The organism is Streptomyces sp. NBC_00557 (genome assembly GCF_036345995.1).
Taxonomy (GTDB): domain Bacteria; phylum Actinomycetota; class Actinomycetes; order Streptomycetales; family Streptomycetaceae; genus Streptomyces.
On sequence record NZ_CP107796.1, the window covers coordinates 5,474,857 to 5,494,949 of the forward strand.

Genomic DNA, 20,093 nt, shown 5'->3' on the forward strand with positions numbered 1-20,093 from the left:
CGGATGACGATAGGAGAACCGGTGGACCCGTACCTACGACACGCCGAAACGGGCCGCCAGCTCGTCGCGTTGGCGCCGTACGAAACCCGCGTCGACCACCGCTCCGTGACCGGGCACGTACAGCGCGTCCTCGCCGCCCAGGGCGAGGAGACGGTCGAGGGCGTCCGGCCAACGGGACGGGACGGCGTCCGGGCCGGCCTGCGGTTCGCCGGACTCCTCGACCAGGTCCCCGCAGAAGACCACCTCCCGGTCCCCGGGCACCAGCACCGCCAGATCGTGTCCGGTGTGGCCCGGGCCCACGTTCGCCAGCAGGACCTGGCGGCCGCCGCCGAGGTCCAGGGTCCACTCGCCCGAGACCGGGTGGCCGGGCGGCACGAGCGCGTCCACCGCCTCGTCGGCGTCCGCCACCGCGAGTCCGTTGCGGACGGCGTCCAGGCGCAGCGCCTCGCGTTCGTGGGCGAGGACGGCGTCCAGGCCCACCGCCCCGTACACCTCCGCTCCCGCGAAGGCCGCCGCCCCGAAGACGTGATCGAAGTGGGGGTGGGTCAGCGCGAGATGGGTCACACGGCCGCCGGCCAGTTGCTCGGCCCGGCCCCGGAGCCGGGCGCCCTCGGCGAGACTGGAGCCGGCGTCCACCATCAGCGCCGTGCCCGCCCCGAGGACCAGACCGGCCGTGCAGTCCCAGCCGGGCAGCCGGCACCGGCCGACACCCGCGGCCAGCCGTTCCCAGCCCAGCTCTTCCCAAGTCACCGTCATGCCGCGACGCTATCCGCACGAGCCGCCGTGAGGGCACCGACCTTGCCCCGGGTGTACCCGACAGCCGTACACTGGGCCCGGGACGCTGGCACTCGCATGCGACGAGTGCCAGGCGGACGAACGCAGGACCGAGCGAACCGAGGGGACCACATGCTGGAGGTGCGCGCGAATGCTGAGTGAACGCAGGCTTCAGGTGCTGCGCGCCATCGTCCAGGACTACGTGGGCACCGAGGAGCCGGTCGGGTCGAAGGCCCTGACCGAGCGGCACAACCTCGGCGTGTCCCCGGCGACGGTCCGCAACGACATGGCCGCCCTGGAGGACGAGGGGTACATCGCGCAGCCGCACACCAGCGCGGGGCGCATCCCCACCGACAAGGGCTACCGGCTGTTCGTGGACAAGCTGGCGGGCGTCAAGCCGATGACCGCGCCCGAGCGGCGGGCGATCCAGAACTTCCTGGAGGGCGCCGTCGACCTCGACGACGTCGTGGCGCGCACCGTGCGGCTGCTCGCCCAGCTCACCCGCCAGGTCGCCGTGGTGCAGTACCCGTCCCTGACCCGGTCCACCGTCCGGCACGTGGAGCTGCTCTCGCTCGCCCCCGCGCGTGTGATGCTCGTGCTGATCACGGACACCGGGCGGGTCGAGCAGCGGATGGTCGACTGCCCGGCGCCCTTCGGCGAGGCCTCCCTCGCCGACCTGCGCGCGCGGCTGAACAGCCGGGTCGCGGGCCGCCGGTTCACGGACGTGCCGAAGCTGGTCGAGGACCTGCCGGAGGCCTTCGAGGCCGAGGACCGCGGTACGGTCTCGACGGTGCTCTCCACTCTCCTGGAGACACTCGTCGAGGAGAACGAGGAGCGGCTGATGATCGGCGGCACCGCCAATCTCACCCGCTTCGCGCATGACTTTCCTCTCACGATCCGGCCGGTGCTCGAGGCGCTGGAGGAGCAGGTCGTGCTCCTCAAGCTGCTCGGCGAGGCCAAGGATCCGGGCGTGACGGTGCGCATCGGGCACGAGAACGCCCACGAGGGACTCAACTCCACCTCCGTGGTGTCGGTGGGCTACGGTTCGGGCGGCGAGGCGGTTGCCAAGCTCGGCGTGGTCGGACCGACCCGCATGGACTACCCGGGAACGATGGGAGCGGTACGCGCAGTGGCACGGTACGTCGGACAGATCCTGGCGGAGTCGTAAGTGGCCACGGACTACTACGCCGTTCTCGGCGTGCGCCGCGACGCGTCGCAGGATGAGATCAAGAAGGCGTTCCGCCGGCTCGCCCGCGAGCTGCACCCGGACGTCAACCCGGATCCGAAGACCCAGGAGCGGTTCAAGGAGATCAACGCCGCTTACGAGGTGCTGTCGGACCCGCAGAAGAAGCAGGTCTACGACCTCGGCGGCGACCCGCTCTCGCAGAGCGGCGCCGGCGCGGGCGGCTTCGGGGCCGGCGGCTTCGGCAACTTCTCCGACATCATGGACGCGTTCTTCGGCACGGCGTCGCAGCGCGGCCCGCGCTCGCGCACCCGGCGCGGCCAGGACGCGATGATCCGGATCGAGGTCGAGCTGGACGAGGCGGCCTTCGGGACCACCAAGGACATCCAGGTCGACACCGCGGTCGTCTGCAACACCTGCAACGGCGAGGGCGCGGCGCCGGGCACGTCCGCCCAGACGTGCGACATGTGCCGGGGCCGGGGTGAGGTCTCGCAGGTCACCCGGTCCTTCCTGGGCCAGGTCATGACCTCGCGGCCGTGCCCCCAGTGCCAGGGCTTCGGCACCGTGGTGCCGACCCCGTGCCCCGAGTGCGCGGGCGACGGCCGGGTCCGCTCCCGGCGCACCCTCACCGTGAAGATCCCGGCCGGTGTCGACAACGGCACGCGGATCCAGCTCGCCGGCGAGGGAGAGGTCGGGCCGGGCGGCGGTCCCGCCGGTGACCTGTACGTCGAGATCCACGAGCTGCCGCACCCGACCTTCCAGCGGCGCGGCGACGACCTGCACTGCACGGTGACGATCCCGATGACGGCCGCGGCGCTCGGCACCAAGGTGCCGCTGGAGACCCTGGACGGCATGGAGGAGGTCGACATCCGGCCCGGCACCCAGTCCGGCCAGTCGATCCCGCTGCACAACCGGGGTGTCACGCACCTGCGCGGCGGCGGCCGGGGCGACCTGATCGTCCACGTCGAGGTCCAGACCCCGACCAAGCTCGACCCCGAACAGGAACGCCTCCTGCGCGAGCTGGCCAAGCTCCGCGGCGAGGAACGCCCCCAGGGGCAGTTCCAGCCCGGGCAGCAGGGGCTGTTCTCGCGGTTGAAGGATGCGTTCAACGGGCGCTGAGGTGAGGCGCTGAGACGCTGGGTACGGGGTGTTTTCCGCACCCCGTATGCCAGCGGTTCATGCCGTCGCAAGCCCGATTCGGACTCTTTCACAGGACGTGACAACATGCGGTCATGTCCTCCGCGCTGACCGATCTCCTCCTGCACCCGATCGTGCAGGCCCCCATGGCGGGCGGTGTCTCCGTCCCGCAACTCGCCGCCGCCGTCTCCGAGGCCGGTGGCCTCGGGTTTCTCGCCGCCGGGTACAAGACCGCCGACGGCATGTACCAGGAGATCAAGCAGCTGCGGAGCCTCACCGCCCGCCCCTTCGGCGTGAACGTGTTCATGCCCCAGCCCGAATATGCCGAGTCCGGTGCGGTCGAGGTCTACGCCCACCAGCTGGCCGGCGAGGCCGCCTGGTACGAGACCGAGCTGGGCGACCCGGACAGCGGCCGGGACGACGGCTTCGACGCCAAGCTCGCCGTGCTCCTCGACAACCCGGTGCCGGTGGTCTCCTTCCACTTCGGCGTGCCGAGCCCCGAGGTGTTCGACAGCCTGCGCCGGGCCGGCACCTGCACGCTGGTCACGGCCACCACCGCCGAGGAGGCCCGCGCGGTGGAGCGGGCCGGTGCGGACGCGGTGATCGCGCAGGGCGTGGAGGCCGGCGGTCACCAGGGCACCCACCGCGACGTCCCCGAGAACGACGGCGCCGGCATCGGCCTGCTGTCGCTCGTCGCGCAGATCCGCGAGGCCGTGGACATCCCGGTCGTCGCCGCCGGCGGCATCATGCGGGGCAGCCAGATCGCCGCGGTCCTCGCGGCCGGCGCGAGCGCGGCCCAGCTCGGCACCGCCTTCCTCGCCACCCCGGAGTCCGGCGCCCATGCCGTGCACAAGCAGGCGCTGACCAACCCCCTGTTCACGCACACCGAGCTGACCCGCGCGTTCTCCGGGCGGCCGGGGCGCGGACTGGTCAACCGGTTCCTGCGCGAGCACGGCCCGTACGCCCCCGCCGCCTACCCGGACGTCCACCACCTCACCTCGCCGCTGCGCAAGGCCGCCGCGAAGGCCGGGGACGCGCAGGGCATGGCGCTGTGGGCGGGGCAGGGACACCGGCTGGCCCGCGCGCTGCCCGCCGCGGAGCTGGTGGAGGTGCTGGCCGCCGAACTCGACGCCGCCCGGACAGCGTTGTCGGCCAAGGGCGGACTGGGCGGCCCGGGCCGACTGGGCGGCCGGCGATGACCGCGCCGGTGTTCGTCGTCGACTCGCTCGAGGGCGTGGGCCCCGGCTCGGTCGTCGACGTCACGGGCCCCGAGGGACGGCACGCGGTCTCCGTACGGCGCCTGCAGCCCGGCGAGCAGGTGGTGCTCACGGACGGCAGGGGACGCGGGGCCGCCGGGGTCGTCGTCGGCGTGTCCGGCAAGGACCACCTGGTGGTCGAGCCCCACGAGTTCCCGGTGGAGCCGGAGCCCAGCCCCCGGATCACCGTCGTGCAGGCGCTGCCGAAGGGCGACCGGGGCGAACTCGCCGTCGAGACGATGACGGAGACCGGCGTCGACGCGATCGTGCCCTGGCAGGCCGCCCGCTGCATCACCCAGTGGAAGGGCGAGCGCGGCCAGAAGGCGCTCGCCAAGTGGCGGGCCACCGCGCGCGAGGCCGGCAAGCAGTCCCGCCGGCTGCGCTTCCCGGAGGTCGCGGACGCGGCGAGCACCAAGCAGGTTGCGGCACTTCTCGCCAAAGCGGACTTCGCCGCCGTGCTGCACTCCGACTTCGGGCACGACAGCGGGCGGCTGGCGACCGCCGAACTGCCCGCCGAGGGCGAGATCGTGCTGGTCGTCGGCCCGGAAGGCGGCGTCGCCCGGGACGAGTTGGCGCTCTTCGAGGAGGCGGGTGCGAAGGCGTACGTGCTCGGTCCTACCGTGTTGCGTACATCGACCGCCGGCACCGCCGCCGTGGCCCTGCTGCTGGGCCGCACGGGCCGCTGGTCCTGACCCACCGACACCCTGGGGGAACGCCGTGGAACTCGCCCAAGTCCGGCTCCTGGTCACCGACTTCGCCGCCTGCTACCGCTTCTACGTCGATGTCCTCGGCCTCAAGCCGCAGTCGGGAGCGGCCGAGGGCCCGTACGAGAAGTTCAGCCCGCACACCGGCTCCGCGGGGATCGCGCTGCAGGACCGCTCGATGATGGCCGAGGTGCTCGACGAGCTGGGCGAGACGGTCACGGGGCATCGCTCGCTGGTGGTGCTGCGGGTGGACGACCTGGATGCGTACGTGTCGGAGATCACCGGTCGTGGTGCGGTGGTGGTGCACGGGCCCGCGCCCATGACGGACCGCATGCGGGTGGCCCACCTCAAGGACCCCGAAGGGAACCTGGTGGAGCTTCAGCAGTGGCTGCTGCTGCGCGGGTAGCTCGCGCTGCCGGGGCGCTGCCCGCGGCCGCCCCGTACGGGTGAGTGGCCGTATGTGTTCTTCCCCCGTGCCCGTGCCGGTGGCACCCTCCCTGCATGGGGGTTTCGAGAGGGAATCGGCGAGGGATGCGGGTGGTGGCCGCGGGCGGTGCCGTCGTGGCGGCCGGGGCGGCCCTGGTGGCGTGTCAGCCCGGTGATCTCAGCACCACCTCCGCCGCCTACACCACCGACACCACCGCGACGGCGAAGCTGAAGCGGCAGCACGTCGACGTCAGCTGGCTCACCTGCACCGGGAACTACGGCGGCGGCTCGGCGAAGAGGACGCCGTCGCCCAGCGAGAGCACCGTGGTGTCCGTCGACTGCCGGGGCGAGACCAAGGACGGGCGGAGGATCACCGTCACCGGGAAGGTGACCAGGGCCGTCGACGGCGCCTGTGTGCGGGGGGATCTGACCGCGGAGGTCGGCGGCAGGCAGGTGTTCCACGTCGACGGACTCGGGGACTGCGACGCCACGACCGGGCCGACGTACAAGCCGCCCACCTATCAGCCGGGCGGTGGCAGGCCGACCGTGACCGTCACCGTCACCCGGACCCTGTGGTGCAAGGGCGACCCCACCTGCTGGCCCGTCCAGGGCAAGTGATCGGAACACCGGGCGCGGTACACCCGCCGCTGCGTACAGTGACGGGGTGACTCAGGGTGCCGCTTATCTCCGATATCCCCATGTACACGGCGACTTGGTGGCCTTCGTCGCCGAGGACGACGTCTGGCTCGCGCCCCTGGAGGGCGGCCGGGCCTGGCGGGTCAGCGCCGACAACACGCCGGTCACCACGCCCCGGATCTCCCCGGACGGCCGGCACCTCGCCTGGACCTCGACCCGGGACGGCGCGCCCGAGGTGCATGTGGCCCCCGTCGAGGGAGGGCCGGCCGAGCGGCTGACGTACTGGGGCAACCGCCGTACCGAGGTGCGCGGCTGGACCGCCGACGGGCGGGTGCTCGCGCTCGGCGCGCACGGCCGGCACACCTTCCGGCACAGCTGGGCGTACGCCGTCCCGCTGGACGGCGGCCCCGCCGAGACCCTGCCGTACGGCCCGGTCGGCGATGTGGCCTTCGGCCCGGCCACCGTGCTGCTGTCCGCGCCGATGGGCCGCGAGGCCGCCCACTGGAAGCGCTACCGGGGCGGCACGGCGGGCAAGCTGTGGATCGACCGGGAGGGCGGCGGGGACTTCGAGCGGCTGCACGAGGAGGTCGACGGGAACATCGAGTGCCCGGTGTGGGTGGGGGACCGGATCGCTTTCCTGTCCGACCACGAGGGCACCGGCGCGCTGTACTCCTCCCTCGCCGACGGCTCCGACCTGCGCCGGCACACCCCCCTCGACGGCTTCTACGCCCGGCACGCCTCCGGTGACGGCAGCCGCGTCGTCTACAGCTCCGGCGGCGAACTCTGGCTGCTGGACGACCTGGAGAGCGCCGAGCCGCGCCGGCTGGAGGTGCGGCTCGGCGGGCCCCGGATCGATCTGCGCCCCCGGCCGGTGGACGCCGCCCGCTGGTTCGGCGAGGCGTCGCCCGACCACACCGGGCGCGGCAGCGCCGTCTGCGTGCGCGGCGGGATCCACTGGGTCACCCATCGCTCCGGGCCCGCCCGCGCCCTCGCGGCCACCCCGGGCGTCCGCGCCCGGATGCCGCGCACCTTCCGCGCCGACGGCGAGGAGTGGGTGGTGTGGGTGACGGACGCGGAGGGCGACGACGCCCTGGAGTTCGCCCCGGCGACCGGGACCGTGCCGGGCGCCCCGCCCCGCCGGCTGGCCGCCGGGCAGCTCGGCCGGGTGCTGGAGCTGGCCGTGGCCCCCGACGGCAGCCGGGCCGCCGTCGCCGCGCACGACGGACGCCTGCTCCTCGTGGAACGGGAGACCGGCGAGGTCCGCGAGGTCGACCGCAGCGACGACGGCGAAGTGTCCGGGCTCGCCTTCTCACCCGACTCCGCCTGGCTGGCCTGGGCCCACCCCGGCGCCCGCCCGCTCTCCCAGCTGCGCATCGCGCACACCACCGACCTGTCGGTCACCGAGGCGACCCCGCTCCGCTTCCAGGACTACGCCCCCGCCTTCACGCTCGACGGCAAGCACCTCGCCTTCCTCTCCAACCGCGCCTTCGACCCGGTCTACGACGAGCACGTCTTCGACCTCGCGTTCGTCGTCGGCGCCCGCCCGCACCTGATCACCCTGGCCGCCACCACCCCCTCGCCGTTCGGCCCGCAGCGCCACGGCCGCCCCTTCGAGAGCCCCGACAAGGACGAGACCCCGGACAGCGAGGGCACCCCCGCCACCCGCATCGACCTCGAAGGCCTCGCCGACCGGATCGTGCCCTTCCCGGTGGAGGCCGGCCGCTACTCCACCCTGCGCGCCGCCAAGGACGGCGTGCTCTGGCTGCGCCACCCCGTGCACGGCGTCCTCGGCGCCGCCCGCGCCCACCCCGAGGACCCCGGCCCGCACACCGAGCTGGAGCGCTACGACCTCGCCCAGCGGCGCCTGGAGCATCTGGCCGCGGACGCCGACCACTTCGAGGTCAGCGGCGACGGCCGACGCGTCCTGCTGTGGACCGGCGAACGGCTCCGGGTCGTCCCCGGCGACCGCCGCACCGGCGCCGACGACGACGGCGACACCAGCGTCACCGTCGACCTGGCCCGCGTCCGGCAGACCCTCGACCCGGCCGCCGAGTGGCGGCAGATGTACGACGAGACCGGCCGCCTCATGCGCGACCACTTCTGGCGCCCCGACCTCGGCGGCGCCGACTGGACCGGCGTCCTGAACCGCTACCGCCCGCTCCTGGCCCGCGTCGCCACCCACAGCGACCTGGTCGACCTCCTCTGGGAGGTGCACGGCGAACTCGGCACCTCGCACGCCTACGTCATCCCCGCCGGCGGCCGCGGCGACGGCCCCCGGCACGGCCTGCTCGGCGCCGACATCTCCCGCCACCCGGACGGCAGTTGGCGGGTCGACCGGATCCTGCCCTCGGAGACCTCCGACCCGGACGCCCGCTCCCCGCTCGCCGCACCCGGCGTCGCGGTCCGCTCCGGGGACGCGATCATCGCGGTCGCGGGCCACCCCGTCGACCCGGTCGTCGGGCCGGGGCCGCTGCTCGCCGGCACGGCCGGCCGGCCGGTGGAACTGACCATCTCCCCGGCGGGCGGCGGGGAACCGCGCCACACGGTCGTCGTCCCGGTCGCCGACGAGGAGCCGCTGCGCTACCACGCCTGGGTGGCCGACCGCCGCGCCCACGTCCACGCAGCCTCCGGCGGCCGGCTCGGCTACCTCCACGTGCCGGACATGCAGGCCCCCGGCTGGGCGCAGATCCACCGGGACCTGCGCGTGGAGGTGGCCCGCGAGGGGCTGGTGGTCGACGTCCGCGAGAACCGCGGCGGCCACACCTCCCAGCTGGTCGTCGAGAAGCTGGCCCGCCGCATCATCGGCTGGGACCTGCCGCGCGGCATGCGCGCGACCAGTTACCCGCTCGACGCCCCGCGCGGCCCGGTCGTCGCCGTCGCCAACGAGTTCTCCGGCTCCGACGGCGACATCGTCAACGCGGCGATCAAGGCCCTCGGCATCGGCCCGGTCGTCGGCACCCGCACCTGGGGCGGCGTCATCGGCATCGACAGCCGCTACCACCTGGTCGACGGCACCCTGGTGACCCAGCCGAAGTACGCGATGTGGCTGGAGGGGGTCGGCTGGGACGTGGAGAACCACGGCGTGGACCCGGACGTGGAGGTCGTCCAGCGGCCCCAGGACTGGGCGCAGGACCGGGACACCCAACTGGACGAGGCCGTCAGGATCGCCCTGGAGGCACTCGAGGAACGGCCCGCGAAGGCACCGCCGGTGCTGCCGGCCTGATACGACTACGATGCACCGGTATTGATCACCAGCGTGAGGAGGCACACGCATGGCAGGTGAACCGCGGGACGACTGCCTGTTCTGCAAGATCGTCGCGGGTAAGATCCCGGCGACGATCGTCCGCGAGACGGACACCACCGTCGCCTTCCGGGACATAAACCCCCAGGCTCCCACCCACATCCTGGTGATCCCCAAGGCCCACTACGAGAACGCCGCCGCGCTCGCTGCCGGCGCCCCGCAGCTCGCCGCGGACGTGCTGGCCGAGACCCAGGCCGTGGCGGACGAGGAGAAGCTGGAAAGCTACCGCACCGTCTTCAACACGGGCGGCGGCGCCGGCCAGACCGTCTGGCACGCCCACGCGCACGTCCTCGGCGGCCGCGGACTGCAGTGGCCGCCCGGGTGACCGGCGGTGTCCGTACGTGAACTGGTGATCCTCGGCACCGCCAGCCAGGTCCCCACCCGGCACCGCAACCACAACGGCTATCTGCTGCGGTGGGACGGCGAGGGCATCCTGTTCGACCCCGGCGAGGGCACACAGCGCCAGATGGTGCGCGCCGGGGTCGCCGCCCACGACCTGAACCGGATCTGCGTCACCCACTTCCACGGCGACCACTCGCTCGGTCTCGCCGGGGTCATCCAGCGGATCAACCTCGACAAGGTGCCGCACGAGGTCACCGCGCACTATCCGCGTTCCGGGCAGCGCTTCTTCGACCGGCTCCGGTACGCCACCGCCTACCGGGAGACGGTCCCCCTCGCCGAGGCGCCTGTCGCCGCCGACGGCGTCCTCGCGGCGACCCCGTCGTACACGCTCGAGGCCCGCAGGCTGTCCCATCCCGTGGAGTCCTACGGCTACCGGCTGATCGAGCCCGACGGCCGCCGGATGCTGCCCGACCGGCTGGCCGCGCACGGGATCGCGGGGCCGGACGTCGGCCGGCTGCAGCGCGAGGGCCGGCTCGGGGACGTGCGGCTGGAGGACGTCAGCGAGGTGCGGCGCGGGCAGCGGTTCGCGTTCGTCATGGACACCCGGCTCTGCGACGGCGTGCACGCGCTCGCGGAGGGCTGCGACCTGCTCGTCATCGAGTCGACCTTCCTCGACGAGGACGCGGAACTCGCCGTCGAGTTCGGCCACCTGACGGCCGGTCAGGCGGCGGCCGTGGCCCGGGACGCGGGCGTACGGCACCTGGTCCTCACCCACTTCAGCCAGCGCTACGCCGAACCGGAGGAGTTCGAGCGGCAGGCGCGGGCGGCCGGTTTCGGGGGCGAGCTGACCGTGGCACACGATCTGCAGCGAGTGCCGGTCCCGAAACGTCGGTGAACCAGCCGTACGATGCCCTGATGCCCCTCCCGAAAGCAGAACTGCACCTCCACATCGAAGGCACCCTGGAGCCGGAGCTGGCGTTCGAGCTGGCCGCCCGCAACGGCGTGACCCTGCCGTACGCCGACACCGGCGCTCTGCGCGAGGCCTACCGGTTCCAGGACCTCCAGTCCTTCCTGGACCTCTACTACGAGCTGATGGCCGTCCTGCGCACCGAGCAGGACTTCGCCGACCTGGCGAACGCCTATCTGGCGCGGGCCGCCGCGCAGGGCGTCCGGCACGCGGAGATCTTCTTCGACCCGCAGGCCCACACCGCGCGCGGCGTCGGTCTGGGCACGGTCGTGGAAGGGCTGTGGCGGGCGCTGGGCCGCAGCGAGGAGAACCAGGGCGTCTCCACGAAGCTCATCCTGTGCTTCCTGCGGGACGACTCCGCCGAGTCGGCCATGAAGACCCTGGAGGCGGCCCGGCCGTACCTGGACCGGATCACCGGCGTCGGCCTGGACTCCGCCGAGGTCGGGCATCCGCCGGCGAAGTTCCGGGAGGTGTACGAGGCCGCCGCCGCGCTCGGGCTGCGCCGGGTCGCGCACGCCGGTGAGGAGGGGCCGCCGGCGTACATCGCCGAGGCCCTGGACGTGCTCGGCGTCGAGCGCGTCGACCACGGGCTGCGCTGCATGGAGGACCCGGCGCTGGTCGAGCGGCTGGTCCGGGAGCGGATCCCGCTCACCCTGTGCCCGCTGTCCAACGTCCGCCTGCGCACCGTCGACACCCTCGCGGACCACCCGCTGCCGGCCATGCTCGACGCCGGACTGCTGTGCACGGTCAACTCCGACGACCCCGCCTACTTCGGCGGGTACGCCGGCGACAACTTCGACGCCGTGCGGCAGACCCTGGGACTGACCGAGGACCGGCTGCGCGAGCTGGCCCGCAACTCCTTCCTCGCCTCCTTCCTGGAGGACGACGAGGAGCGGCGGGCCCGCTACCTCGCCGAGGTCGACGCGTACGAGTTCGGGGACGCGGTGTCGTAGGCGCTGCGGTCGGCCGGGGCGGGCGTCTCCAGCGGGACTTCCACGACCGGCAGTTCCGCGACCGGGTTCTCCCTGACGAGGTTTTCCCTGACCGGGACTTCCACGACCGGGAGCTCCGCGCCTCGCAGGGGGCGCCTGCCCGCCCGCAGCGCCACCGCCGTCATCGGCACGGCGATCAGCAGCAGCCCGGCGGCGAGCAGCCGCCCCATCGCCGGGAAGCCCGTCCCCGCCGCCAGCACACTCCCCGCCAGCGGTCCCGCCGCCGTGCCCAGCGAGGCCGCCGAGCCGAGCAGCACCGCCCAGCGGCCGCGCGGGTCGAGGGAGGCGGCCAGGCCGATGACGTACGACAGGACGACCGGGTAGAGCAGGTTCCAGGAGATCTCGCCCGCCGCGAAGGACGGCAGCCCGGACGCCGACGCGCTGAGCGCGATGCAGCCCGCGATCAGGGCCGTACCCGCGCCGATGGGCACCGCCTGGCCCAGCCGGGGGCCGAGCGCGCCGGCCCCGACGACCCCGAGGAGCCCGGCGCCGAGCGCGACGGCGAACACCGCGCCGACGGTGACCTCCGACAGGTGGGCCTGGTCGAGCCCGATCCGGCCGCTGACCCCCCAGAGGGCGTTCTGCGCGAGGGACCAGCAGGGCATGGCGGCGGCCAGCAGCAGTCCGGCCCGCCGGTGCGGAAGCCGCCCGTGCGCCGGGGACGCCGTGCGGGCCGGTGCCGTACGGCCGGGCAGCCGGCCGGTGACCGGCAGGACGGCGAGTGCCGTGAGCGCGATCGCGGCCAGCGGCACGCCGTGGCCGGGGCCGAGGTGAGGGATCGTCAGGTAGAGGGCGCCGGCCAGGGCGGAGACACCGAACAGGCCGAGCGTGGTGACCCGGTGCGGATCGCGGTGGCCGGCGATGGCGGTCGCGGCGACCGCCGTGACCGTGCCGGACCCGAACCCGCCGACGACCGCGCCCGCGACGACGGCCGGAACGAAGGCGGTGAGCGCGGCGCCGCCGTAGCCGAGGGCGGCGAGCACGAGGCCCGCGCGGGCGAGGGTGCGAGGGCCGGTCCGGTCGACCCGGGAGGCCAGCAGGAAGCCCGCCGCCGCGGAACTCAGCAGCAGCGCGCTGCCGATGGCCCCGGCCTGGGTCGGGCTGAGCGGAAGCCCGGAATCGAGCCGGCCCACGGCGGTCGGCAGCAGATACGGCGCGAGATACCCGGCCGTGAAAAGGGCGACGAGGGGCCAGGGCAGGGTGCGGCGGGCGGACACGGGCGTTCCCAGGGCAGGCGAAAGGAAGGGCTCGACAAAGGGGTGGAGCGACGACCGTCGACGGACAGGGACGCGCAAGCAAGTTGTACCAAGCACGCGGTTCGCCGGGGAAACGCGACCGGTGCGATCTACGTCACTTTTCGGTTTGCCAGGCGCGGGGTCGGGTAGGAAGGGCTAGGCTCGTTCTCATATGTAGACGCGATTCATAAGAGGAGATGGTCAGGTGGGCGGCGATCCGAGTCCCGGGAGCGTGGCGCGGCGGCTGCGGGAGGGGATGGCGCGCGGGGTGCTGTCCTTCCCGCTCACCGCCTTCCACGACGACGGCTCCCTCGACCCCGACGGCTTCCGCGCCCATGTCGCCGCCCGGCTCGCGGCCGGACCCGGCGCCGTCTTCCCGGCCTGCGGCACCGGGGAGTTCTTCTCCCTGGACGAGGACGAGTACCGGACCGTCGTCCGGGTCGCGGTCGAGGAGGCGGCCGGGAGGGTGCCGGTCGTGGCCGGGACCGGGTACGGCTGGGCACAGGCCGCCCGGTTCGCGCGGATCGCCGAGGAGGCCGGCGCCGACGCCCTGCTCGTGCTGCCGCACTACCTGGTCGACGCCCCGCAGGACGGTCTCGCCGCCCAGCTGGAGCGGCTCGCCGAACGCACCCGGCTGCCGCTGATCGCCTACCAGCGGGGCCAGGTCGCCTACACCGCGGACACCCTGCGGCGCATCGCGCGCATCCCGGGCGTGATCGGCCTCAAGGACGGCCGCAGCGACCTCGACCGCCTGCAGCGCCTGACCCTCGCCGCGCCCGACGGCTTCCTGTTCTTCAACGGCGCCGCCACCGCCGAGATCCAGGCCCGCGCCTACGCCGCCGTCGGCGTCCCGGCCTACTCCTCGGCCGTGCACGCCTTCGCCCCCGAGATCGCCGGCGCCTTCTTCGCCGCCCTGCGGGACGCCGACCACGGGACCGCCGACAAGCTGCTGCGGGAGTTCTACGTCCCCTTCGTCGAACTGCGCGACCGCGCCCCCGGATACGCGGTGTCCCTGGTGAAGGCCGCGGCCCGGCTGCGCGGGCAGCGCGTCGGCCCCGTCCGCGCCCCGCTCGCCGACCCCGCGCCCGCCGACCTGGCCGACCTCAAGGCCCTGCTCACCGCCGGACTCGACCTCGTAGGAGCCTCCCTGTGACCCGTGACCTGACCATCGCCGAGGTGCGGCTGACGCCGATCCTGGTCGCCGACGCCCCGCTGCTCAACACCCAGGGCGTGCACCAGCCGTACACCCCGCGGCTGATCGTGGAGATCGTCACCGCGGACGGGATCACCGGGCTCGGCGAGACCTACGGCGACATCAAGTACCTCGAACTGGCCCGCCCGCTGACCGAACACCTCACTGGACGCTCGGTCATGGATGTGAACGGCCTGTTCGCGATCGACCTCGGTGTCGACGAGTCCCGGGTCCAGGGGCAGGTCGACGCCGGCGGGCTGCGCGGGGTGCAGAGCGCCGACAAGCTGCGGCTGTCGGTGCTGTCCGCCTTCGAGGTCGCCTGCCTGGACGCCCAGGGCAAGGCGCTCGGGCTGCCCGTGCACGCGCTGCTCGGCGGCAAGGTGCGGGACGCCGTCGACTACAGCGCCTACCTGTTCTACAAGTGGGCCGCGCATCCGGCGGGCGTGGCCGCCGAGCCGGACGACTGGGGCGCCGCGCTGGATCCGGCCGGAATCGTCGCCCAGGCGCGGGAGTTGCAGCGGCGGCACGGGTTCGGGTCGTTCAAGCTCAAGGGCGGTGTCTTCCCGCCCGACGAGGAGATCGCCGCCGTACGGGCCCTCGCCGAGGCCTTCCCCGGGCATCCGCTGCGGCTCGACCCCAACGGCGCCTGGTCGGTGGAGACCTCGCTGAAGGTGGCGAAGGAACTCGGGGACGTCCTGGAGTACCTGGAGGACCCGACGCTGGGCACGCCCGCGATGGCCGAGGTGTCGGCGGAATTGAGAGGAGCGGCGCGAAGCGCCTCGGACAAGGGCGGTGGTGGGCGACGGGCGGGCGTCCCGCTCGCCACCAACATGTGCGTGACCACCTTCGGGGAGATCAAGGAGGCGTTCACCCGGGACGCCGTGCAGGTCGTGCTCTCCGACCACCACTACTGGGGCGGGCTGCGCAACACCCAGCGGCTCGCCGCGATCTGCGCCGCGTTCGGCGTCGGCGTGTCCATGCACTCCAACACGCACCTCGGGATCAGCCTCGCCGCCATGACCCAGGTCGCGGCCACCGTCCCCGAACTGCACCACGCCTGCGACTCCCACTATCCCTGGCAGTCCGAGGACGTCCTCACCGAGCGGCTCCGGTTCCGCGCCGGGAAGGTCGCCGTCTCCGACGCACCCGGCCTCGGCGTCGAGCTCGACCGGGACGAGCTGGCCAGGCTGCACCGGCGGTGGGCCGAGGACGACGGCGCGCTGCGCGACCGCGACGACGCCGCCGCGATGCGGGTCGCCGAGCCCGGCTGGCGGCAGCCGGCGATGCCCCGCTGGTAGCCCCGTGCCCGGCGGGGTGATTGGTGCACACTGGCGAGATCCGCACCACGCCAGGGAGCGCACCGTGACCCCGTCGCACACGATCCTCGGAGAGGAACCCGAACACCTCACCCCCGCCGCACGCTGTCAGGCCCAGGTCGACCCGCTCGCCGCGCTGCGCGCGCCCGGGGACCCGCCCTGGGACGTCTACCTGACGGGCACGGTCTTCCTCGACATCATCTTCACCGGCCTGGACTCGGCGCCGGTGCGCGGCACCGAGTCCTGGGCCCGGGGCATGGGCTCCAGCCCCGGCGGGGTCGCCAACATGGCCACCGCCCTGGCCCGGCTCGGCCTGAGGACGGCGCTCGCGGCGGCCTTCGGCGACGACCACTACGGCGAGTACTGCTGGGACGCGCTCGAGCAGGGCGAGGGCATCGACCTGTCGGCGTCGCGCACCGTGCCCGGATGGCACTCACCGGTCACCGTGTCCATGGCGTACGAGGGCGAGCGCACGATGGTGTCGCACGGGCACGAGCCACCGCCCCAGGCCGTGTTCGGCCCGGAAGGGAGCCCGGCGTGCCCGCCCCGCGCACGTGCCGCCGTGGCCTCGCTGACGCCCGGCACGCGCGCGCCGTGGATCGCGAAGGCGGCCCGGGAGGGCACGCGGATCTTCGCCGACGTCGGATGGGACGAGACCGGCGCGTGGGACCTGGCCGGGCTCGCCGACCTGGAGTACTGCGAGGCGTTCCTGCCGAACGCGGAGGAGGCGAAGCGGTACACCGGCGCCGACTGCCCGCGGCTCGCCGCGCACGCCCTGACCGAGTACGTGCCGGTGGCGGTCGTGACCCTGGGTTCGGAGGGCGCGTACGCGGTGGACCGGCGGACGGGCGAGGCGGCGGAGGTGCCGGCGATCGCCGTGGAGGCGCTGGACCCCACCGGGGCCGGCGACGTCTTCGTCGCCGGGTTCGTGACGGGCTCGCTGGCGGGGTGGCCGCTGGCGGACCGGCTGGCCTTCGCGGGGCTCACGGCGGCCCTGTCGGTGCAGGAGTTCGGCGGGTCCCTGTCGGCGCCCGGGTGGTCGGAGATCGGGGCGTGGTGGCGCCGGGTGCAGGCCCTTCCCGGGCAGGACCCGGCGGCGCTGGAGAGGTACGCGTTCCTGGAGGGCCTGGTGCCGGAGGTGCTGGACCGGCCCTGGCCCCTGCGGCGGGCGGTGCCGACGATCGGCTTCCGCCGCTCCGGCTGACGTGCCCGGAAGCGCGTCCGTATGAAAAGCCCTACGGGGTTGTCAGTGCACCGTCGTACCCTGGAATCGCGAGGCCGCCCTCAGTCGTGCGGCCGTGACGAGGAGGAAGCGCAGGCCTTAAGCGCCGGCCCATGACACAGACACCCACAGCTCACACCCCCGCGCAGGAGCAGGCGAGAGCGCAGTTCACCGTCCCCGCCCAGCACCCCATGGTGACCGTGCTGGGTTCCGGCGACTCCCTCCTGCGTGTGATCGAGAGGGCCTTCCCGGCGGCCGACATCCATGTCCGGGGCAATGAGATCAGCGCGGTCGGCGACCCGGTGGACGTCGCCCTGATCTCGCGCGTGTTCGACGAGATGATGCTGGTGCTCCGCACCGGGCAGCCGATGACGGAGGACGCAGTGGAACGCTCGATCGCCATGCTCAAGGCGAGCGAGAACGGGACGAGCGACGGGCCCGAGACCCCGGCGCAGGTGCTGACGCAGAACATCCTGTCCTCGCGGGGCCGGACCATCCGTCCGAAGACCCTCAACCAGAAGCGGTACGTCGACGCGATCGACAAGCACACCATCGTCTTCGGCATCGGCCCCGCCGGCACCGGCAAGACCTATCTGGCCATGGCCAAGGCCGTGCAGGCCCTGCAGTCCAAGCAGGTCAACCGGATCATCCTCACCCGGCCCGCGGTGGAGGCGGGGGAGCGGCTCGGCTTCCTGCCCGGCACGCTCTACGAGAAGATCGACCCCTACCTGCGCCCGCTGTACGACGCGCTGCACGACATGATCGACCCGGACTCCATCCCGCGGCTGATGGCGGCGGGGACGATCGAGGTCGCGCCGCTCGCGTACATGCGCGGCCGGACCCTCAACGACGCCTTCATCATCCTGGACGAGGCCCAGAACACGAGCCCCGAACAGATGAAGATGTTCCTCACCCGCCTCGGTTTCGACTCCAAGATCGTGATCACCGGCGACGTGACGCAGGTCGACCTGCCGGGCGGGCAGAAGTCCGGTCTGCGCCAGGTGCAGGAGATCCTCGAAGGGGTCGAGGACGTCCATTTCTCCCGGCTGTCGTCCCACGATGTCGTACGGCACAAGCTGGTGGGCCGTATCGTCGACGCGTACGAGAAGTACGACAGCCAGTACGGCACCGAGAACGGCGCGCACAAGAGCGGTCGTGCCAAGACCGGCGCCAAGGGCTCCAAGGGGAAGTAGACCAGCACGACCATGTCGATCGACGTCAACAACGAGTCCGGCACCGAGGTCGACGAGCAGGCGATCCTCGACATCGCCCGCTACGCGCTCGCGCGGATGCGCATCCACCCGCTCTCCGAGCTCTCGGTGATCGTCGTGGACGCCGACGCCATGGAGCAGCTGCACGTGCAGTGGATGGACCTGCCCGGGCCCACCGATGTCATGTCGTTCCCGATGGACGAGCTGCGGCCCCCGTCCAAGGACGACGACGAGCCGCCGCAGGGGCTGCTCGGCGACATCGTGCTGTGCCCGGAGGTCGCCAGGAAACAGGGCGAGGAAGCCCCGACCCGGCACTCCATGGACGAGGAGCTGCAGCTGCTCACCGTCCACGGGGTGCTGCACCTGCTCGGCTACGACCACGAGGAGCCCGACGAGAAGGCCGAGATGTTCGGGCTGCAGGCCGCCATCGTGGACGGGTGGCGGGCCGAGCGCGGGCTGACCGGGCCCTCCCCGGCGCCGACCGTCTCGTAAGCGGCCCGCATGTCTCCGCAGATCGTGATCGGCGCGATCGCGCTGGTCGTCGTCGCCTGGCTCGCCGCCTGCGCGGAGGCGGGCATCGCCCGCATCTCCAGCTTCCGGGCCGAGGAGGCCGTCAAGTCGGGGCGGCGCGGCAGTGCCAAGCTCGCCCAGATCGCCGCCGACCCCACCCGCTATCTCAACGTGGCCCTGCTGGTCCGCGTCGCCTGCGAGATGGCGGCCGCGGCCCTGGTGACGTACGCCTGCCTGGAGGAGTTCCCCGCCACCTGGCAGGCCCTGCTCACCGCCATCGCGGTCATGGTCCTGGTGTCGTACGTCGCCGTGGGCGTCTCCCCGCGCACCATCGGCCGCCAGCACCCGCTGAACACCGCGACCGCGGCGGCGTACGTGCTGCTGCCGCTCGCCCGGATCATGGGGCCCGTCCCGTCGCTGCTCATCCTCATCGGCAACGCCCTCACCCCCGGCAAGGGCTTCCGGCACGGCCCGTTCGCCTCCGAGGCCGAACTGCGCGCGCTGGTCGACCTCGCCGAGAAGGAGTCGCTGATCGAGGACGAGGAGCGCCGCATGGTGCACTCGGTGTTCGAACTGGGCGACACCCTCGTCCGCGAGGTCATGGTGCCGCGCACCGACCTGGTCACCATCGAGCGCTTCAAGACCATCCGGCAGGCCCTCACCCTCGCCCTGCGCTCCGGCTTCTCCCGGATCCCGGTCACCGGCGAGAGCGAGGACGACATCGTCGGGATCGTGTACCTGAAGGACCTGGTCCGCAAGACGCACATCAGCCGGGAGGCGGAGAGCGACCTGGTCTCCACCGCGATGCGGCCCGCCGTCTTCGTGCCGGACACCAAGAACGCCGGCGACCTGCTGCGCGAGATGCAGAAGGAACGCAACCACGTCGCCGTCGTCATCGACGAGTACGGCGGCACCGCCGGCATCGTCACCATCGAGGACATCCTCGAGGAGATCGTCGGCGAGATCACCGACGAGTACGACCGGGAGCTCCCGCCCGTCGTCGAGCTCGGCGACGACCGCTACCGGGTCACCGCCCGCCTCGACATCACCGACCTGGGCGAGCTGTACGGCCTGGAGGAGTACGACGACGAGGACGTGGAGACCGTCGGCGGCCTGCTCGCCAAGGCCCTCGGCCGCGTGCCCATCGCCGGCGCGTCCGCCGAGGTCGAACTCCCCGACGAGCGCCGGCTGAAACTGACCGCGGAGGCCGCCGCCGGACGCCGGAACAAGATCGTCACGGTCCTGGTGGAACCAGTCCCCGTGCCGGTCGCCGAGGAGGAGACGGCCGAGTGACCCCTCAGGAGCTGCGCGCCTTCTGCCTGTCCTTCAACGCGGCCGTGGAGGACTTCCCGTTCAACCCGGAGACCTCCGTCTTCAAGGTGCTGGGCAGGATGTTCGCCCTCACCGCCCTGGACGCGCGGCCCCTGACGGTCAACCTCAAGTGCGACCCGGAGGACGCGATCCGGCTCCGGGCCGAGCACGAGGGCCTGATCGTCCCCGGCTGGCACATGAACAAACGGCACTGGAACACCGTGACGGTGGCCGGCGGGCTGCCGGACCGGCTGGTCGGAGAGCTGATCGAGGACTCCTACGACCTGGTCGTCGCCGGCCTGCCCCGGGCGGAGCGGCTGCGGCTGGACCGGCCGTGAATCCGGTTGCCCGGCGCGGCCCGCACGCGGTCGGATCTCC

General features: G+C 73.1%; 19 protein-coding genes. 17 read left to right on the top strand and 2 right to left on the bottom strand.

The window, feature by feature from the left end; genetic code table 11:
- Positions 1-33: 33 nt before the first annotated feature.
- Positions 34-756: an MBL fold metallo-hydrolase gene (locus tag OG956_RS23890; RefSeq protein ID WP_330340025.1), complete on the bottom strand. Its 723-nt coding sequence runs from the start codon at positions 754-756 to the stop codon at positions 34-36.
- A 169-nt stretch (positions 757-925) separates the two neighbouring features.
- Here OG956_RS23890 and hrcA point away from each other — a divergent pair, with 169 nt between their 5' ends.
- The 10 genes from hrcA to OG956_RS23940 all read left to right on the top strand — a co-directional run bounded on the left by hrcA (position 926) and on the right by OG956_RS23940 (position 11,679).
- A complete protein-coding gene (gene hrcA, locus OG956_RS23895; RefSeq protein WP_330340026.1) occupies positions 926-1,942 on the top strand; it encodes a heat-inducible transcriptional repressor HrcA in 1,017 nt (338 codons plus the stop codon).
- The gene (gene dnaJ / locus OG956_RS23900; RefSeq protein ID WP_330340027.1) at positions 1,943-3,076 is read left to right on the top strand and encodes a molecular chaperone DnaJ; all 1,134 of its coding nucleotides are present in this window, start codon (positions 1,943-1,945) and stop codon (positions 3,074-3,076) included.
- A 113-nt stretch (positions 3,077-3,189) separates the two neighbouring features.
- On the top strand, positions 3,190-4,293 hold the full coding sequence (locus tag OG956_RS23905; protein WP_330340028.1) for a nitronate monooxygenase: 1,104 nt from the start codon (positions 3,190-3,192) through the stop codon (positions 4,291-4,293).
- Positions 4,290-5,042: a 16S rRNA (uracil(1498)-N(3))-methyltransferase gene (locus tag OG956_RS23910; RefSeq protein WP_330340029.1), complete on the top strand. Its 753-nt coding sequence runs from the start codon at positions 4,290-4,292 to the stop codon at positions 5,040-5,042. The genes OG956_RS23905 and OG956_RS23910 overlap by 4 nt, the downstream gene beginning before the upstream one ends.
- Positions 5,043-5,067: 25 nt before the next feature.
- On the top strand, positions 5,068-5,460 hold the full coding sequence (locus tag OG956_RS23915; RefSeq protein WP_330340030.1) for a VOC family protein: 393 nt from the start codon (positions 5,068-5,070) through the stop codon (positions 5,458-5,460).
- A gap of 125 nt (positions 5,461-5,585) precedes the next feature.
- Positions 5,586-6,098, top strand: coding sequence for a hypothetical protein (locus OG956_RS23920; protein WP_330340031.1), 513 nt, complete (start codon positions 5,586-5,588; stop codon positions 6,096-6,098).
- Between the two features lie 46 nt (positions 6,099-6,144).
- Positions 6,145-9,339, top strand: a complete 3,195-nt coding sequence (locus OG956_RS23925) for a S41 family peptidase (protein WP_330340032.1) — start codon at positions 6,145-6,147, stop codon at positions 9,337-9,339.
- Positions 9,340-9,388: 49 nt separating this feature from the next.
- Positions 9,389-9,742, top strand: a complete 354-nt coding sequence (locus OG956_RS23930; protein WP_330340033.1) for a histidine triad nucleotide-binding protein — start codon at positions 9,389-9,391, stop codon at positions 9,740-9,742.
- Positions 9,743-9,748: 6 nt separating this feature from the next.
- Positions 9,749-10,654: a ribonuclease Z gene (locus OG956_RS23935; protein ID WP_330340034.1), complete on the top strand. Its 906-nt coding sequence runs from the start codon at positions 9,749-9,751 to the stop codon at positions 10,652-10,654.
- A gap of 20 nt (positions 10,655-10,674) precedes the next feature.
- Positions 10,675-11,679 (top strand): adenosine deaminase, encoded by a 1,005-nt coding sequence (locus tag OG956_RS23940; RefSeq protein WP_330340035.1) that lies wholly within the window; start codon positions 10,675-10,677, stop codon positions 11,677-11,679.
- On the opposite strand, the gene OG956_RS23945 is transcribed toward OG956_RS23940, so the two are convergent.
- On the bottom strand, positions 11,631-12,935 hold the full coding sequence (locus OG956_RS23945) for an MFS transporter (protein WP_330340036.1): 1,305 nt from the start codon (positions 12,933-12,935) through the stop codon (positions 11,631-11,633). The genes OG956_RS23940 and OG956_RS23945 overlap by 49 nt on opposite strands.
- 274 nt (positions 12,936-13,209) lie before the next feature.
- On the opposite strand from OG956_RS23945, the gene OG956_RS23950 reads away from it, so the two are divergent.
- The 7 genes from OG956_RS23950 to OG956_RS23980 all read left to right on the top strand — a co-directional run bounded on the left by OG956_RS23950 (position 13,210) and on the right by OG956_RS23980 (position 20,053).
- Positions 13,210-14,106: a 5-dehydro-4-deoxyglucarate dehydratase gene (locus OG956_RS23950; protein ID WP_330342934.1), complete on the top strand. Its 897-nt coding sequence runs from the start codon at positions 13,210-13,212 to the stop codon at positions 14,104-14,106.
- Positions 14,103-15,443: a glucarate dehydratase family protein gene (locus OG956_RS23955; RefSeq protein ID WP_330340037.1), complete on the top strand. Its 1,341-nt coding sequence runs from the start codon at positions 14,103-14,105 to the stop codon at positions 15,441-15,443. The genes OG956_RS23950 and OG956_RS23955 overlap by 4 nt, the downstream gene beginning before the upstream one ends.
- A gap of 64 nt (positions 15,444-15,507) precedes the next feature.
- Positions 15,508-16,665 (top strand): carbohydrate kinase family protein, encoded by a 1,158-nt coding sequence (locus tag OG956_RS23960; protein ID WP_443065598.1) that lies wholly within the window; start codon positions 15,508-15,510, stop codon positions 16,663-16,665.
- A 131-nt stretch (positions 16,666-16,796) separates the two neighbouring features.
- Positions 16,797-17,876 carry a PhoH family protein gene (locus OG956_RS23965; protein WP_330340038.1) on the top strand — a complete coding sequence of 360 codons (1,080 nt, stop codon included), beginning with the start codon at positions 16,797-16,799 and terminating at the stop codon, positions 17,874-17,876.
- A gap of 12 nt (positions 17,877-17,888) precedes the next feature.
- Positions 17,889-18,386, top strand: a complete 498-nt coding sequence (gene ybeY / locus OG956_RS23970; RefSeq protein ID WP_330340039.1) for an rRNA maturation RNase YbeY — start codon at positions 17,889-17,891, stop codon at positions 18,384-18,386.
- 9 nt (positions 18,387-18,395) lie between these two features.
- Entirely contained in the window at positions 18,396-19,697 is a 1,302-nt protein-coding gene (locus OG956_RS23975) for a hemolysin family protein (RefSeq protein WP_330340040.1), read from the top strand.
- A complete protein-coding gene (locus OG956_RS23980) occupies positions 19,694-20,053 on the top strand; it encodes an MmcQ/YjbR family DNA-binding protein (RefSeq protein ID WP_330340041.1) in 360 nt (119 codons plus the stop codon). Before OG956_RS23975 ends, OG956_RS23980 begins: the two co-directional genes overlap by 4 nt.
- Positions 20,054-20,093: the final 40 nt, after the last annotated feature.

Coding starts and splice junctions, on each gene's coding strand:
- OG956_RS23975 (WP_330340040.1), top strand. CDS start 18,396: ATGTCTCCGCAGATCGTGATCGGCGCGATCGCGCTGGTCGTCGTCGCC.
- OG956_RS23890 (WP_330340025.1), bottom strand. CDS start 756: ATGACGGTGACTTGGGAAGAGCTGGGCTGGGAACGGCTGGCCGCGGGT.
- OG956_RS23940 (WP_330340035.1), top strand. CDS start 10,675: ATGCCCCTCCCGAAAGCAGAACTGCACCTCCACATCGAAGGCACCCTG.
- OG956_RS23950 (WP_330342934.1), top strand. CDS start 13,210: ATGGCGCGCGGGGTGCTGTCCTTCCCGCTCACCGCCTTCCACGACGAC.
- OG956_RS23930 (WP_330340033.1), top strand. CDS start 9,389: ATGGCAGGTGAACCGCGGGACGACTGCCTGTTCTGCAAGATCGTCGCG.
- OG956_RS23905 (WP_330340028.1), top strand. CDS start 3,190: ATGTCCTCCGCGCTGACCGATCTCCTCCTGCACCCGATCGTGCAGGCC.
- OG956_RS23965 (WP_330340038.1), top strand. CDS start 16,797: ATGACACAGACACCCACAGCTCACACCCCCGCGCAGGAGCAGGCGAGA.
- OG956_RS23920 (WP_330340031.1), top strand. CDS start 5,586: ATGCGGGTGGTGGCCGCGGGCGGTGCCGTCGTGGCGGCCGGGGCGGCC.
- ybeY (WP_330340039.1), top strand. CDS start 17,889: ATGTCGATCGACGTCAACAACGAGTCCGGCACCGAGGTCGACGAGCAG.
- hrcA (WP_330340026.1), top strand. CDS start 926: ATGCTGAGTGAACGCAGGCTTCAGGTGCTGCGCGCCATCGTCCAGGAC.
- OG956_RS23910 (WP_330340029.1), top strand. CDS start 4,290: ATGACCGCGCCGGTGTTCGTCGTCGACTCGCTCGAGGGCGTGGGCCCC.